The organism is Vibrio sp. 03-59-1, assembly GCF_013114135.1.
Taxonomy (GTDB): Bacteria; Pseudomonadota; Gammaproteobacteria; order Enterobacterales; family Vibrionaceae; genus Vibrio; species Vibrio cortegadensis.
On record NZ_VTYA01000006.1, the window covers coordinates 80,855 to 96,156 of the forward strand.

General features: G+C 40.3%; 15 protein-coding genes. 13 read left to right on the plus strand and 2 right to left on the minus strand.

Going from position 1 to position 15,302, the window contains the following annotated elements:
* From F0249_RS07720 to F0249_RS07735, 4 genes are all read left to right on the plus strand, one after another.
* Complete coding sequence (locus F0249_RS07720; RefSeq protein WP_113798914.1) at nucleotides 1–834, plus strand: pyruvate, water dikinase regulatory protein; 834 nt, start codon at nucleotides 1–3, stop codon at nucleotides 832–834.
* A 251-nt stretch (nucleotides 835–1,085) separates the two neighbouring features.
* Nucleotides 1,086–1,931, plus strand: a complete 846-nt coding sequence (locus tag F0249_RS07725; RefSeq protein WP_171756299.1) for a GGDEF domain-containing protein — start codon at nucleotides 1,086–1,088, stop codon at nucleotides 1,929–1,931.
* 224 nt (nucleotides 1,932–2,155) lie between these two features.
* Nucleotides 2,156–3,553, plus strand: coding sequence for a basic amino acid/polyamine antiporter (locus F0249_RS07730; protein WP_029203438.1), 1,398 nt, complete (start codon nucleotides 2,156–2,158; stop codon nucleotides 3,551–3,553).
* A 126-nt stretch (nucleotides 3,554–3,679) separates the two neighbouring features.
* On the plus strand, nucleotides 3,680–4,663 hold the full coding sequence (locus F0249_RS07735; RefSeq protein WP_171756300.1) for a Solitary outer membrane autotransporter beta-barrel domain: 984 nt from the start codon (nucleotides 3,680–3,682) through the stop codon (nucleotides 4,661–4,663).
* Between the two features lie 11 nt (nucleotides 4,664–4,674).
* On the opposite strand, the gene F0249_RS07740 is transcribed toward F0249_RS07735, so the two are convergent.
* Nucleotides 4,675–5,907: a GGDEF domain-containing protein gene (locus tag F0249_RS07740; protein WP_171756301.1), complete on the minus strand. Its 1,233-nt coding sequence runs from the start codon at nucleotides 5,905–5,907 to the stop codon at nucleotides 4,675–4,677.
* A gap of 216 nt (nucleotides 5,908–6,123) precedes the next feature.
* Here F0249_RS07740 and F0249_RS07745 point away from each other — a divergent pair, with 216 nt between their 5' ends.
* The 4 genes from F0249_RS07745 to pntB all read left to right on the plus strand — a co-directional run bounded on the left by F0249_RS07745 (nucleotide 6,124) and on the right by pntB (nucleotide 10,025).
* Complete coding sequence (locus tag F0249_RS07745) at nucleotides 6,124–6,492, plus strand: late competence development ComFB family protein (protein WP_017053235.1); 369 nt, start codon at nucleotides 6,124–6,126, stop codon at nucleotides 6,490–6,492.
* 14 nt (nucleotides 6,493–6,506) lie between these two features.
* On the plus strand, nucleotides 6,507–6,785 hold the full coding sequence (locus F0249_RS07750; protein ID WP_017053234.1) for an HlyU family transcriptional regulator: 279 nt from the start codon (nucleotides 6,507–6,509) through the stop codon (nucleotides 6,783–6,785).
* A 302-nt stretch (nucleotides 6,786–7,087) separates the two neighbouring features.
* The gene (gene pntA / locus F0249_RS07755) at nucleotides 7,088–8,638 is read left to right on the plus strand and encodes a Re/Si-specific NAD(P)(+) transhydrogenase subunit alpha (RefSeq protein ID WP_171756302.1); all 1,551 of its coding nucleotides are present in this window, start codon (nucleotides 7,088–7,090) and stop codon (nucleotides 8,636–8,638) included.
* Nucleotides 8,639–8,648: 10 nt separating this feature from the next.
* Complete coding sequence (gene pntB, locus F0249_RS07760; protein ID WP_171756303.1) at nucleotides 8,649–10,025, plus strand: Re/Si-specific NAD(P)(+) transhydrogenase subunit beta; 1,377 nt, start codon at nucleotides 8,649–8,651, stop codon at nucleotides 10,023–10,025.
* 120 nt (nucleotides 10,026–10,145) lie between these two features.
* Here the strand turns inward: pntB and F0249_RS07765 are convergent, their stop codons facing one another.
* Entirely contained in the window at nucleotides 10,146–10,406 is a 261-nt protein-coding gene (locus F0249_RS07765) for a hypothetical protein (RefSeq protein WP_171756304.1), read from the minus strand.
* Nucleotides 10,407–10,588: 182 nt separating this feature from the next.
* On the opposite strand from F0249_RS07765, the gene vxrA reads away from it, so the two are divergent.
* Genes vxrA through F0249_RS07790 form a run of 5 tightly spaced genes read left to right on the plus strand, consistent with a single transcriptional unit; the run spans nucleotide 10,589 to nucleotide 14,948 of the window.
* The gene (gene vxrA / locus F0249_RS07770) at nucleotides 10,589–12,040 is read left to right on the plus strand and encodes a sensor histidine kinase VxrA (RefSeq protein WP_171756305.1); all 1,452 of its coding nucleotides are present in this window, start codon (nucleotides 10,589–10,591) and stop codon (nucleotides 12,038–12,040) included.
* Nucleotides 12,015–12,674: a response regulator transcription factor VxrB gene (gene vxrB / locus F0249_RS07775; RefSeq protein ID WP_017053229.1), complete on the plus strand. Its 660-nt coding sequence runs from the start codon at nucleotides 12,015–12,017 to the stop codon at nucleotides 12,672–12,674. The genes vxrA and vxrB overlap by 26 nt, the downstream gene beginning before the upstream one ends.
* Nucleotides 12,671–13,558, plus strand: coding sequence for a DUF2861 family protein (locus F0249_RS07780; protein ID WP_253825288.1), 888 nt, complete (start codon nucleotides 12,671–12,673; stop codon nucleotides 13,556–13,558). Before vxrB ends, F0249_RS07780 begins: the two co-directional genes overlap by 4 nt.
* A gap of 59 nt (nucleotides 13,559–13,617) precedes the next feature.
* Nucleotides 13,618–14,763, plus strand: a complete 1,146-nt coding sequence (locus F0249_RS07785) for a conjugal transfer protein TraF (protein WP_171756306.1) — start codon at nucleotides 13,618–13,620, stop codon at nucleotides 14,761–14,763.
* Nucleotides 14,764–14,804: 41 nt separating this feature from the next.
* On the plus strand, nucleotides 14,805–14,948 hold the full coding sequence (locus F0249_RS07790) for a YoaH family protein (RefSeq protein WP_017053226.1): 144 nt from the start codon (nucleotides 14,805–14,807) through the stop codon (nucleotides 14,946–14,948).
* Nucleotides 14,949–15,302 lie beyond the last annotated feature (354 nt).

Below are 15,302 nucleotides of genomic sequence, written 5' to 3' on the forward strand. Positions count from 1 at the left end.
ATGCAAACAGAATATCAAAGTCGTGATGTGTTCTATGTTTCTGACGGAACAGCCATCACTTGCGAAACGTTAGGGCACACTGTACTGGCTCAATTCCCATTTAAAGCCAATATTCAAACATTTCCGTTCATCGAAAGTGAAGAGAAGTTGAATGATTTACTGAAAGAAATCGAACTCTCATTTTCAACTTCTGGTACATTTCCGCTGGTCTTTTTCTCTATGGTCATTCCTGAGATTAAAGAGAGGTTACTTCAAGCCAATGCTCATTTTTATGATGTTCTTGAGCGCCTAGTGGCCTCAGTTGAAGCGGATCTTGACTTAGAAGCAAAGCCTCAGTTACAACGATCACATAGTGTGAATAAGGATTCAGTTGGTTATTTTGATCGGATTGCTGCGGTTGAATATACGCTGGCTCATGACGATGGCATTTCACTTCGCGGTTTAGAAGAGGCCGATATTATTTTGCTTGGTGTCTCTCGCAGTGGCAAAACACCGACGAGCTTATACATGGCAATGCAGTTTGGTTTGCGTGTTGTGAATTACCCCTTTATTGATGAAGACATAAAACGACTTCAACTGCTGCCAAGCTTCGAGATTTTCCGTCATAAGCTGTTCGGTTTAACGATTGATGCCGAACGATTGACCGAAATACGTGGTAATAGGCTCGCTGATAGTGAGTATGCAAGTACGGAGCAGTGCATCACGGAGTTAATCAGTGTTGAGGCTCTTTTTAGAAGAGAGGCTATCCCCTATATCAATACTTCAAGTATGTCTGTGGAAGAGATTTCGACTCGTATTTTAGAACGAACAGGTTTAAAGCGTCGGCTGTTTTAGATAGAGCAGATCTAATCATTTGGTGTTTTTATAAACACAAACAAATGGTGCTTGATATCTCAAAATCCGCAAATGCAGATATAAAATGGCATACTGTTTTGGTAATGTAACAAACTATTTTAAATTAGAATCATTAATTCATGCATGCACCTCCCCACAATTGTCGCCGTTCATTATGTCAAATTAGTCACGTGCTATCGGTTTTACCTGAGCCTGTCTTTTTAATCGATAGAGCAGGGAAGTATCTTAATGTGTGGGGGGGAACTAGCCAACAACTTCATCACGATGCCCAGCAGTTATTAGGCTCTTCCTTAACTGATCTGTTTGAACCAGCACTGGCTAAATCCTTCCTTAAGGTTTTAGAGCAGGTATCGCTATCGGGTGAATCACAAATGATCGAATACACCATTTCCCCAAGTGATATAACCCAGTTTGAAGAGATTGTTGGACCAAAAGAGAAGCAATATTTCAGTGCCGTTGTTGCACCTTTCTCTGCTGAAGGGGAAGTTTTATGGTGCGTGAGAAATGTCACTGAGCTAAATAAAAGTTTGGAGCTACTGGGTAAGCAAACGGAATTGTTAGAGGAGCTGACGAACACTGACCACTTAACACAAGTGTTTAACAGGCATGCTTTGGAAAATTATGTTCCTCCTGTAATGGAGAGAGCAAAGCGTGATCATGCGAGTGCGACAATCTTTATGATTGATGTGGACTATTTTAAACAACTCAATGATCACTATGGCCATACTTATGGCGATAAAGCATTACGTACCATCGCAGACTGTTTAAAAAGTGTAGAACGAAAAAATGGAATGTGTTTTCGTTATGGTGGTGATGAATTCCTACTGTTTTTCACTCACCTGACATTAGATGCTGTGGAAGAGATAACATCTGAACTGAGTGACAAGCTTGAGCAATCCGCTCTAGTTCATGCCCACTCTCCAATCAGTGAAAAAGTGACGGTAACCATTGGGATTGAGCATCAGCGTATTATGCCTAACTCATGGGAATTAGAAGAGTTGGTACAACTGGCGGATAAGGCTCTATTTGAAGCCAAAAATACGAAAAGAGGTAGTATTAAGCTAAACGTCAATTAGCTTTCCTCTCGGTCTGTTGCATTGTTATGACACATTGATGTACAGATAGTATCCAAGATGTACTCAACTGGCTCATTTTGATTTCTGATTAATTGATCAAATTCAAATAAAAGCATTTTTTGCTAAATTATTGGTCGAATGCATGAGCTATATCGTGCATTTTTTCAATAAGTCATCATAATACTCGGCTATCTCACCATAAGTTAGATTTTAATTAGGTTAATATGGAAAAGAAATTGGGGCTGGGTTCACTAACAGCACTCGTCATTGGCTCGATGATCGGGGCGGGCGTTTTCAGCTTACCTCAAAATGTAGCCGCGATCGCAAGCCCTGCAGCGGTTATGATTGGCTGGTTAATTACTGGTGTGGGAATGGTATTTCTTGCACTTTCTTTCCAACATCTTGCTCACTTAAAACCTAATATTGATAGCGGTGTGTTTGGCTATGCACAAGCTGGGTTTGGTGATTTTGTCGGGTTTTGCTCTGCTTGGGGTTATTGGCTAAGTGCGATGCTTGCCAACGTATCCTATCTGGTGATTGTCTTCAGTACGCTTGGAATGCTATTTGATCAACCAGATGCCGTCTATTTCGGCGCAGGCAACACATGGTTATCTGTTGCTGGATCTTCTATTCTGTTATGGCTGGTGCATGCACTGGTGTTACGAGGAGTCCAAACTGCTGCATTGATCAATGTTATTACCACTTGCGCTAAACTTATCCCATTGATTCTGTTTATCCTCTGCGCTTCTATTGCCTTTAAATGGGACACCTTTGTTTTTGATTTTACCGGTGTAAGCTTTGGACCAGAACATGATTTACTTGCACAAGTAAAAAGTACCATGTTGATTACGGTTTGGGTGTTCATCGGTGTTGAAGGTGCTGTCGTTGTATCAAGTCGAGCTAAAAAGCGTGGTGATATAGGCAAAGCAACAATTTTAGGTTTGTTAACCGCACTTACGATTTATGTATTTGTAACTTTGTTGTCTATGGGGGTGATCAGTACACAAGAGCTAGCGACGTATCAAAACCCTTCAATGGCGAAAGTGTTAACAGAGATCATTGGCCCGTGGGGAGAACTAGTTATTGGTGTCGGCTTGCTTATTTCTGTATGCGGCGCATTTCTAAGTTGGACCGTTCTTGCATCTGAAGCGCCATATTTAGGTGCAAAAGATAAAATGTTCCCTAAAGTATTTGCGAAAAAAAATGACAGCGGTAGTCCATATAAAGCACTGACGTTTACCAATGTTTGCATCCAATTTTCGCTGATCTTCGTGATGTTTGCTGGTAGTACTTACGACACTCTACTTATCATTGCTTCTGAGATGATTCTTGTCCCATATTTTCTTGTGGGCGCCTATACATTGAAGCTGGCCATAGATACTGGGAATAGAGGTTCATTACTCTATGTTGGTATCTTTGCAAGTGCGTATGGTGTCTGGCTGCTTTATGCATCGGGTTTAAACTATTTACTTCTCTCTGCACTCCTTTATGTTCCTGGATTATTGTTTTTCATAAAAGCAAAAAAAGAGCAGCAGCAACAAGCATTTAATTTTAAAGAAAAGTTAGGGGCTAGTGTTCTTGCTATTGCTGCCACTTCCGCGTTGATAAACCTACTGTCATAACGGTATCATTTCATAGAATAACCCCGCAAAAATCAATTTGTGGGGTTTTATCTTTTAGATTCAGACCTATACTTGAAAATAACACTAAGCAACTGCTTTCGATTATTTCATTTAATAGGAATCTTAATGGGCCGAATCATTTCCCGTAGTTTTGCCTTCTCTTTGCTATTTTTTCCACTTGCATCTATCGCTTCAAATATTCAAAGCCAATTTCAGAAAGATCTTGAGCGCAATTTTGCCGCAGCGATTATTCTCACCGATAGTGATGTTCTAACGTTTGGCTTTCATGACTTTGATCCAAATGATTGGTTTGATTTGAAAAATGAAAATATTGGTACGGAAGATTCGATCAACTTACGAAAAAAAATCGCTGTGACGATATTGCCATATACTTTTGATCTCAGTGATGATAACGCCGTTAATAAGCACCAAATATCGGTTCGGTTATCATCTCTTGTTGTCGATCAGAGTGTCGAAATAGATTCAAATTATAGCGATGATCGACATAGAGAGTTTGTGGCCGGTCTTGGCGTGGAATACGAATACATACAAGCTCTAAATGAAGATTGGAGCATGAACTGGGGGATCGGCACACATATTCAGTACTATAGAAGTCGGTATGAATATGGAAGTGAGGTGTTAGATCCAATCAAAGACATTGTAGATGGTGTCATTGTTAATACCAGTGCCTGGGCTACGGTGATAGAGCCCAATATTGAATTTAAGTATGAGCAGCCTAAAGATTGGGGAAAGTGGACGTTTAAATCTCGGTTAAACTATTTTTATGGTTTCGGCTGGGGGGATGCGAATAACGGTCATATTGGCAATCCTGAAGGCTGGTTTGTAAGTAACGGCCTAGCGGCTTTTTACGATTTTGATCAATGGGGAAGAGCCGTACAATCGGTTTACAGCAGTATTCGTAGAGTTGATATTGGTGGAGATACTTCAACTCCATTTGGCACAAGTCACTATTATGAAGGCAGTATCGGGTGGTTAATGACTCCCCCTTTTGAAACAGACTTAATTGATAATGTCGGAATAGGGCTCAATATTAATTATGGTAGTAATTTGAAGGGCGGTAGTATCATTCTGTTTTTCAACCAAGATTGAAAGTTCTGCCATTAAACACAAACTCGATTGCGGCCCTTTTTCTTTGCTTTGTATAACGCTTGATCCGCAAACTTTAGCACTTCTTCGTGTTTACGTGTAACTGAACTATCAGACACACCAATACTAACAGTCACGGTAACGGTTTTAGTTTTATTGCTCCCCCTGCCACGCTTTTGTACGCCGAGATCATCACTTGTAGGTCTTCCGTCGTTGTTTCGAATGACCATTTCATATTCTTCGATATCTGCACGTAACTCTTCGAGATAGGGCAAGGCTTGCTTCTTGGTTTTGCCTTTAAAAACGAGAGTGAACTCTTCTCCACCATATCGATACACTTTTGCATTTCCGCCTGTGAGTGCTAACCGGCTTGCTACAAGCTTTAACACGTCATCACCAGTATCATGGCCATAGGTGTCGTTGAATTTTTTGAAATGGTCAATATCTAGCATCGCCATAGTGAATTTGCGCCCGAGCAGTCGAGTATCAAGGTCAAAAGCTTGTCTGCCAGGAATGTTGGTCAGTCGATCATTAAATGCCATCTCATGGCTGGCAGAGATAACGTAAACAATAACCAAAATGCCTGAAAGCGAAAACATGGTGCTGGAAATGTACTGAACATCAAAGAAAATAAAGGTGGTGGATGAAAGTAAAATTGCAGAGTAAACCACAACGTCTATTGAGCGATTATTCATTAGAACCATGATGCTGGTGGATCCAGATATCGCAATACAATATAGAATAAGAATAACAGGCAGTTTCGAATACTCTGGCAGTGAAAATAGAAGGCTCTCACTGAGATTATCGAACCCTCCATCATTGAAATGATTAAGAGTCAGCTGTGCCCAGACAATAAATAGAAAAAGAGTCGATGTGAAAATCGCAACGCCTTTAGAGTTCACACCAGAATCTTGAAAAGCGTGAACAAACAGACAAGCAACGGGAAGAAGAACCGTCAGTAGAGAAAGCTCTATTAATGTGGTACCAGTGGATAACGAACTTTGAAGGCGGAGTTGAATGACGCTATAAGCGATCAGCATAGCAATGGAAACCATCGCCATCCTACCTTGTTTAAAGGTGTGGCAAAGAACAATTGCGATGGCAAATAAGATATAAGGCAAGTTCCCAGCAAAGCCTTGATTGGCGCTGGTGACTAAAATTACATTGTTCATTCCAATTAGCAGCATAAATAAAAGAAGCCACGGGAAAAGGAATCTAAAGATACTAGTAGACACGAAAGATGTCATTGGTGATTAAAACCTAGCCTAAACTATAATTCTTATGAACGAGAATTGCTTAGGATACTTTTATTTAATGATTTTCCAAGCTTTTTGCTAAACTAATAGAAGAAAATAGACATGATGAACAAAAAGAGACCAATATTAACTTTTTATGATTAACAGGTTGATATTCTCTTTAACAAGCGCTACAAAATGTAATCGACACAACAAGGAGATTAAACAATGCAAATTAGCGTTGATGTGCACAACTACATGGAAACTCTTGTTGGCCACGTTTTGGCTGAAGATTCATACATTGAAAAATATGATAATGAACAGTTGGCTGATCTTGCCTGTTTAGCTCTTAGTCAATTGAGACCTGTTTATATCCGCTTCGACATCGATTTTTTATCCGCTTTACCAGAGAAAGATCTAGTGAAATTAAAAGAGAGTGCATTAACGGCTGTCATAGCTGCTGAAAGTATGGTTGTAAACGACCGTCGTAAAAACAGAGACGTTGATGTTCCCGTAATCTTCACTCATTCAAATCCAGATGATGATGTGGAATTGGAATGGTTTGAAAAGCCATTGCTTAATTATAAAACAGAATAATAAAGGAGAGGGTTGTGGGACTTTTTTCGCGGCTTTTTGGCGGTAGTAAGAAACCTGAAGCTATAGAGCAGGTTGAAGCAGTAGAGTACAAAGGATTTTTGATTTACCAGGAGTCTTTAGCTGAGTCGGGCCAATATAGAATCGCAGGACGAATTACAAAAGAAATCAGTGGTGAACTTAAATCTCACCGTTTTATCCGTTCAGATGTGATAGCAAACAAAAATGATGCGAATGAGTTGATGCTTAAGAAAGCTCAAATGTTCATCGATCAAATGGGTGAGAACATCTTTTAACGGCGACTTACCGTTAGATTGATGATAATCACCTTATTTTAAGCCGTAAGCGTTTATGCTATGGCTTTTTTTATGTACAAAGTTCGACTTTATCCAGTTGTTTTTAAAGTGATATTTTCTGGAGTGGTTTGACCTCTGTGTAGTGTTTAAAATGTTGTTTTTTTCCTTAACAACAGAGACAATCACCGATTACTTAAGGTTATATGTAATGAAATTTTGTATTTTTATTACAAAACACTTGAAGTTAACGCTGTCGTTAGATAAAAACAGAATATTCATTGTGCCAATAGTAGGGAATAACTATGCAAATTGGTGTGCCAAGAGAGATACTTGCGGGTGAAACGCGAGTAGCTGCAACACCGAAAACGGTTGAGCAGCTTTTAAAACTGGGATTTGAAGTCACAGTTGAAACAAAGGCTGGTTTATTAGCTAGCTTTGACGATGCTGCTTTTAAAGCTGCTGGGGCGACAATTGCTTCAGTTGAAGAAGTTTGGAAATCTGAACTTATTCTTAAAGTAAATGCACCGCAACTTAATGAATCAACTGGTGTTGATGAAATTGAATTAATGCAGGATGGTGCGAGTTTAGTCAGCTTCGTGTGGCCAGCTCAAAATCCGGAATTGATGGAAAAGCTATCAAGCAAAAACATCAACGTAATGGCGATGGATGCAGTTCCTCGTATCTCAAGGGCTCAGGCTTTAGATGCGCTGAGTTCTATGGCAAACATTGCGGGTTATCGTGCTGTTGTGGAAGCTGCGCATGAGTTTGGTCGTTTCTTCACAGGTCAGATCACAGCAGCAGGTAAAGTTCCGCCAGCTAAAGTCTTAGTTGCTGGTGCTGGTGTTGCGGGTTTAGCAGCCATCGGTGCCGCAGGTAGTCTTGGCGCCATTGTTCGTGCATTTGATGTTCGTCCAGAAGTAAAAGAGCAAGTTCAATCAATGGGTGCTGAATTCTTGGAAGTTGATTTCCAAGAAGATACAGGTGCTGGCGATGGTTATGCAAAAGAGATGTCTGAAGCTTTTAATAAGAAAGCTGAAGAACTCTACGCAGACCAAGCTAAAGACGTTGATATCATCATTACAACCGCACTTATCCCGGGACGCCCAGCGCCAAAACTGATTACCAAAGAGATGGTAGACAGCATGAAAGCGGGTAGTGTCATCGTCGATTTGGCGGCTGCAAATGGTGGTAACTGTGAATATACGGTAGCAGACCAAGTCATCACAACGGAAAACGGTGTGAAGATTGTTGGTTATACCGATATGGTTGGTCGTCTACCGACTCAATCTTCTCAGCTATACGGCACTAACTTAGTTAACCTTTTAAAACTTCTATGCAAAGAAAAAGATGGCACTATCGACATCGATTTTGAAGATGTTGTGCTACGTGGCGTTACCGTTGTAAAAGAAGGTGAGGTTACTTGGCCTGCGCCACCAATTCAGGTATCAGCTCAGCCTCAAGCGAAAGCAAAAGAACCAGTAGTAGAAGCAAAAGTTGAAGAACCTGCATCTCCTGTGAAGAAAATCGCAGCACTTGCAATTGGTATTGGAGCATTCGGTTGGATTGCGTCTGTCGCACCTGCTGCATTCCTTGCCCACTTCACTGTATTCGTATTGGCTTGTGTTGTCGGTTATTACGTGGTTTGGAATGTCTCGCATTCATTGCATACACCACTTATGTCAGTAACCAATGCTATTTCAGGCATTATCGTTGTTGGTGCATTGCTACAAATAGGTCAAGGAAGTGGCGTTGTAACTTTCCTTTCGTTTATTGCCGTGTTGATTGCAAGCATCAATATTTTCGGTGGCTTTACTGTCACGAAACGTATGCTTGAAATGTTCCGTAAAAAATAAGGAGTAACAGATGTCTGCAGGATTAGTACAAGCAGCTTACATTGTTGCTGCAGTTCTTTTTATCATGAGTCTTGCTGGTTTATCAAAGCAGGAATCGGCTCGCGCGGGTAACTACTACGGTATTACCGGTATGGCGATTGCCTTAATAGCAACGATCTTTAGCCCTGATTCATCAGGTATTGCGTGGATCCTTGTTGCTATGGTTATCGGTGGTGGTATTGGTATCCACTATGCTAAAAAAGTAGAAATGACAGAAATGCCAGAGTTAGTGGCAATTCTTCATAGCTTTGTTGGTATGGCGGCGGTACTGGTTGCTTATAACAGCTATATCGATCATGGCGAACTGACTGGTGCGATGTTAAACATTCACTTAGTTGAAGTTTTCCTTGGTGTATTTATTGGTGCCGTTACATTTACAGGTTCGATTGTCGCTTTCTGTAAATTACGTGGATTAATCTCGTCTTCTGCGCTAAACCTTCCACACAAACACAAGATGAATCTAGCCGCTGTCGTTGTTTCAACGCTGCTGATGATCCACTTTGTCAATGTTGAAGGCAGTATGTTTGCTCTTATTGTAATGACATTAATTGCATTCGTATTCGGTTACCACCTTGTTGCTTCAATCGGTGGTGCAGATATGCCAGTGGTTGTATCAATGCTTAACTCATACTCTGGTTGGGCAGCAGCTGCGGCAGGTTTCATGCTAGCAAATGACTTGTTGATCGTAACAGGTGCACTCGTTGGTTCTTCAGGTGCGATTCTTTCTTACATTATGTGTAAAGCAATGAACCGCTCATTCATCAGTGTTATTGCAGGTGGCTTTGGTCAAGAAGTGACGGTGAGCTCTGCGGATGAAGAACAAGGTGAGCATAGAGAAACATCGGCTGAAGATGTTGCGGATATGCTGAAAAACTCTAAGTCTGTCATTATCACACCAGGGTATGGCATGGCTGTTGCTCAAGCGCAATATCCAGTTCATGAAATTACAGAGAAGTTACGTGCACAAGGTGTTAACGTTCGCTTTGGTATCCACCCTGTTGCGGGACGTTTACCAGGACATATGAACGTACTACTTGCTGAAGCAAAAGTGCCTTACGATATCGTATTGGAAATGGACGAGCTTAATGATGATTTCGGTGAAACAGATACCGTTCTTGTCATCGGTGCTAACGATACGGTTAACCCTGCGGCTATTGATGATCCAAACAGCCCAATCGCTGGTATGCCAGTGTTGGAAGTATGGAATGCAAAAGACGTTATCGTATTTAAACGTTCAATGAATACCGGTTATGCGGGCGTACAAAACCCATTGTTCTTCAAAGATAATACTCAAATGTTGTTTGGTGATGCGAAAGCTTCATGCCTGAGTATCTTAGAACACTTGTAATCTAAGTTTTTTAAGCATCAGTTTAAGAAATAGCAAAAGGCAGCCCATATTGAGGCTGCCTTTTTTTCTTCTGAGACTAATGAAACAATGTTAGTCAGAATTTAAAGTATATTCTGATAGTTAAGAATCAAGCCAGAGACTGAATTCATCTAAGGTTAAGCATAAGTCCAAATTCTTAAATGTTATACATGAGTCGGTTAGATAACATATATGATCTTGATGCTCATCGTGAAAGATTATTTTTCCAACCGTGTCATTTAACTCTTCTTCGTTTTCAATGTTATGCTTGTACCCTCGATTCTCAAGAACTAATTTAATGAAGCGTAATTGCTCTACATGACGTTCATTCCATATTTTTGCAGCTTCTTGTTTTCTGTCCATTTTATCCTCAAAAACATATGTGGTTCTCTGACTGATAAGACGACAATTTGATCATTGATACTGCATTCAGAGATTGGAGAGTATTGTATATCGATAAGAGAGAAAAATGAATTTGGACTCATAACAAGATTTATAAGATAATGACTTAAAATCATGACACTTAGAAGTTTAAAGCAACTAAATTGATAAAAAAAATCAGCTATTCATTACTACTATTATTAACGCTATTTTCTGCAAATGCGTTAGCAGATTCCCTGCCTGAAAGAATAGAAAACTTTGCTGATCAATTTGATTATGAGTCTGCTACTCAATTTTACGATATACGTGTATTACAGTCTGACTATCCGACAAAACTTCTAGCTCCTGAATCAATGCTACCGCAAACCGCAAAGTACCCACTTAAAGATATCCAACAACTTTACCGGCTTGCAGAAACATGTAATGGAAAGCTGCCACTAAGTCCTTTAATTACTGAACCTTTAGTTTTTACTCGCTCTATGTGTAAAGGTACTCCTCTTTCTTCTCGTTGGTTTTCACGAAGCAATCTAATTCACCCTGGTGGCGGCACATACGCTGCCCGATATGTGCAAAATCATCCTGAGCAATTTGAGCCGTTACAGCAATACATGCATATTCAGGAGCGACCACAATCTATAGACAATGAACTGCTTACCCGTCTACAAGAAATGGATAGTGATGCAATCACATCGCTCATCTCTGGGGCCAGTATGTTTGTCGAAAATGATGAATTATGGCTAAGGAAAGGGGAGCTGTATTATTTGTTCAATAGCTCGATATGGAAAGAAAATGCTGAACTCTCAGGTCTGAATTACAAATTTTCTTCTGAATCAACAACGTGTTTAGTTCAAAGGGGCAATTTGTGCTGGGATGTTAAAGATCATTCTGAAGTACTCCGTATCAGCATGATCGTATTGATCGTTGCCAATATATTTCTAGTGGTTGGATGGTCAATCTATCGTTGGAATGTCAAAAAAAATGAACTTAAAAGTCGGATGCTTGTTCTACAAATTCTGACACATGAATTGAGAACACCGATTGCTAGCTTATCGATGACAGTGGAAGGCTTTAGACGTGAGTTCGAAAAGCTACCGGAATCTGTTTACGGCGAATTTAGAAAATTATGTGAAGACACGCGAAGATTAAGGCAATTAGCTGAAGCAAGTAAGGATTATTTACAGTCCGATAACCAAACTCTTGCAAGTGAATGGATTCCCTCAGTTCAAGAGTGGCTAGAATATAAAGTAGAGGAGTTGCAAGCGCCTGTCACTCTCAGCTTTAATCAGGATATTGCAGCAAAAGTGAATATCTACTGGCTTGGTACATGCATTGATAATTTAATTCGCAATGCGGTGAAATATGGCGTAGCACCCATCACTCTCGAAGTGACAACAGATAACAGTCGCTTGGTTATTCGAGTTATTGACCAAGGGACATTAACGAATAAAGACTGGCGAAGGTTAAGAAAACCGTTCGAAAGTAAAAGTGGCCTAGGGTTAGGCCTAACAATTGTTGAATCTATGGTTGGACGAATGGGAGGGAAAATGACTCTCATTGGCCCACCAACTACATTTATTTTGGAGATACCCTGTGAAACAGACATTGCTACTCGTTGAAGATGACAAAAATCTAGCGGATGGACTATTAGTAAGTTTAGAGCAAGCTGGGTATGAGTGTTTACATGCTGAATTAATTTCAGAAGTCGAACAGTACTGGGAAAAAGCGGATTTAGTTATCTTAGACAGACAACTTCCCGATGGCGATTCTGTTCAACACTTAGCGAATTGGAAAAAAACGAAAGATGTTCCCGTCATACTGTTAACGGCTTTAGTTACAGTTAAAGACAAAGTGTCAGGACTTGATGCAGGGGCTAACGACTATCTCACTAAACCATTCGCCGAGGCGGAGTTATTTGCACGTATCAGAGCACAACTTAGATTACCAGAATCTGAAGCGGTTGATGAAATGAAAGTCACCACTGAAAACTTGGTTATAGATAAAGCGACCAGAGAAGTTTTTTTCAATGATATCTCCGTTACATTAACTCGCACAGAGTTTGATCTTTTACTTTTCCTCGCTAGTAACCTTGGCAGAGTGTTTACTCGAGATGAGTTGCTTGATCATGTTTGGGGTTATAACCATTTCCCAACCACTAGAACCGTTGATACACATGTACTACAACTACGCCAAAAGTTACCAGGCTTAGAGATAGAAACATTGCGTGGTGTAGGATATAAAATGAAAGCATGATGATATCGAAACTTGGACTGTCACTTATTCTGATTTTTTCGCTAGCACCTAAAGTGGTGTTGGCGGAATACTGGTTTGATGAAAACACGCCATTGACTCATGCCCATCAGAATTTGTTGAATGACGACTTGAAATCGATGTTTACTTCATTGGTAGAGGTATGGCAACAAAACAAATCATCGACCCTGAGTACCCATTTAAATGGTCTACTTAATCAATCGCTTGAACGAGATTGTGGTAAATCATTAGCACAAAGTAATTTTCCAGACTGGATTACCTCTGTCATTATTCGCAATCAAACCATACAAAGCCCGGGTAGAGATTCATATCGAGCGGTGGTAGAAGTAATCTCACCGAATATCATCAAAACGATTAATTTAGAGCGCTGGGTTGACAAGAAAATATCAAAAGACAGTGATTTTTACAGTCAGAAACGTGACAGTGTCACATCCAAGCAGCACGCTTATATACAAAGGTACAATTTAGCTAACAGACTACCAGCAGGGCTATATCGCCTGAACATAGAAAATTCAGATGGCCAAGAGTGGAGTTCATGGGTGATTTTTACCAACTCGAAGCTAAAACAGCGAGTTCGATGGGCATCAAAAGACAAGTGGTCAGTTTCAAAAGACGCTCTACTTAACCCTTACTGTCCCTTACCAACACTTGAAACTGCGCTCTATGATGACGTCGATGGAAAATATGTTCAAATATGGGGCCAAAGCTACGAGACTGACTATCCTGACTCACTAGACACTGAAAGTTTCCCCCCAAATCGATATGTTCTTGCCGTCTCAATGAGACATCAGCGGTGGCAAGGTAATATTGTGATAGAGCAATCTCAGACTATCAGCAAAACTTATGATATATCTAGGAGCGAATAACTAAAGTTTTAAGCAGAAGTGCCGCTAATCCTAATAGGGAAATAACAAAAAATACTAATATGAAAAATTCGACTAAAATACTTATCAGTTCTATTACCCTTGCATCCGTCCCCGCTGTTGCAGCAAACTATTCAGTTGAGGCTCGTGGTGACGCAATGGGGGGAGTTGGTACCGTTTCAGCATCCTACTTGACCGCTCCATTCTATAACCCAGCATTAACAGCAATTTATAGACGTAATGATGATGCTGGTATGATACTTCCGAGTATTGGCATTTCCTATAATGATGAAAACAAACTAGTGGATCAGATAGATGGAATAGCTGACGGACTGGCTGCCACTCCACCTGATGCAGCCGCATTAGACGCGGCTCTAACTGCGATGGATGGGGATAGCGCTAAATTAGAACTTGGTGGTGTAGTTGCTTTTGGTATACCCAATAAATTTATAGCCGCTAATATTTTTGGTAAAGCGTATACTGAAACCTTTGTCACTCCAAGAATTGATACAGCAGCAGGTGACGGCGTCACTAAAGCAAATAATAGTATCGTTGAAGCAGTGAGCATTGGTGTGACGGAAGTGGGGATATCGCTTGCTAAGTACCAAACATTTTTAAATCAGCACCTTGCTTTTGGGATCTCCCCTAAATTACAACGTATTTATACATATTCATACGCGACCTCTTTTTCTGCTTATGATATTGGTGATGTTAGAGAAAATGAAACGGCTGAGACAGTATTTAATCTCGATGCCGGTGCACTATGGTTCTACGGACCTGTACGTATTGGCTTTGCAGCAAAAAATTTGATGGGTCGTGATATAGAGACCAAGAAATACCAACATACAGCAGGTTCCAAAACTTGGGACATCGGCTATGAGTACAGTATGCGACCTTTGTATACTATTGGGGCTGGGATTGTATCTGACTATTTCACAGTAAGTGTGGATTATGATCTCAATGAAGAGAAACGATTCAGTCAATTTGATGATAACACTCAAATGTTAAGGGCTGGTTTTGAGATTGACTTGATCCGCCAAGTACAAATTCGTGGTGGTTACATGACGAACTTAGCGAGAGATACTGAAGATACCATTACTGCTGGTTTAGGGATCTCTCCTCTAAATATATTTGAAATTGATGTTGCCGCCAGCTACACGAATGAAGATGCGATGGGTGCTTCAATAAATTTCCTTGCTACTTATTAATTGACCTTATATAGTCGGCTCCTGAATTTTAGGAGCCGATTATGTTTGACGACTTAACACTATCCCACCAAGAGCAGCAAGCCGCTGTAGAAGAAATCCAAAAGTTAATGCAACAAGGCGTGAGCACAGCAGAAGCAATTAAAATTATTGCTGAACAAATCCGTGCTGAAAAAGCCAACCAATAAAAGAGTAGGGTAGCATTACCCTCTTTTTCTCTCCCCCCTGATAGACCCACACTTACGCTCATTTTCTATTCGTAGTTTCACTCAATTCCAGCAACAAAACCTCAAACACTCACTTTAGTGTTGAGTTATGAGCTTATTTGCCTAAATCAGCATAATCAGCTGCATTGTTTAATCGTAACGCTAACCATCTTAAAGCTTGGCGTTTCATCGCCGACCTCGACAAAAACCATTTAAAATTAGTAAGTTACATCGGAATTTTATTCCGAATGGTGACTAATTCCACCTTGGTGTGTAATTAAATTACGAAAATTATTGTAATCAAAACAATTGAGATGTGTAACTAGTGATTTGTGC

Coding starts and splice junctions, on each gene's coding strand:
- F0249_RS07740 (WP_171756301.1), bottom strand. CDS start 5,907: ATGACATCTTTCGTGTCTACTAGTATCTTTAGATTCCTTTTCCCGTGG.
- F0249_RS07790 (WP_017053226.1), top strand. CDS start 14,805: ATGTTTGACGACTTAACACTATCCCACCAAGAGCAGCAAGCCGCTGTA.
- F0249_RS07720 (WP_113798914.1), top strand. CDS start 1: ATGCAAACAGAATATCAAAGTCGTGATGTGTTCTATGTTTCTGACGGA.
- F0249_RS07745 (WP_017053235.1), top strand. CDS start 6,124: ATGCAAATTAGCGTTGATGTGCACAACTACATGGAAACTCTTGTTGGC.
- F0249_RS07780 (WP_253825288.1), top strand. CDS start 12,671: ATGATGATATCGAAACTTGGACTGTCACTTATTCTGATTTTTTCGCTA.
- pntA (WP_171756302.1), top strand. CDS start 7,088: ATGCAAATTGGTGTGCCAAGAGAGATACTTGCGGGTGAAACGCGAGTA.
- F0249_RS07765 (WP_171756304.1), bottom strand. CDS start 10,406: ATGGACAGAAAACAAGAAGCTGCAAAAATATGGAATGAACGTCATGTA.
- F0249_RS07730 (WP_029203438.1), top strand. CDS start 2,156: ATGGAAAAGAAATTGGGGCTGGGTTCACTAACAGCACTCGTCATTGGC.
- F0249_RS07735 (WP_171756300.1), top strand. CDS start 3,680: ATGGGCCGAATCATTTCCCGTAGTTTTGCCTTCTCTTTGCTATTTTTT.
- F0249_RS07785 (WP_171756306.1), top strand. CDS start 13,618: ATGAAAAATTCGACTAAAATACTTATCAGTTCTATTACCCTTGCATCC.
- pntB (WP_171756303.1), top strand. CDS start 8,649: ATGTCTGCAGGATTAGTACAAGCAGCTTACATTGTTGCTGCAGTTCTT.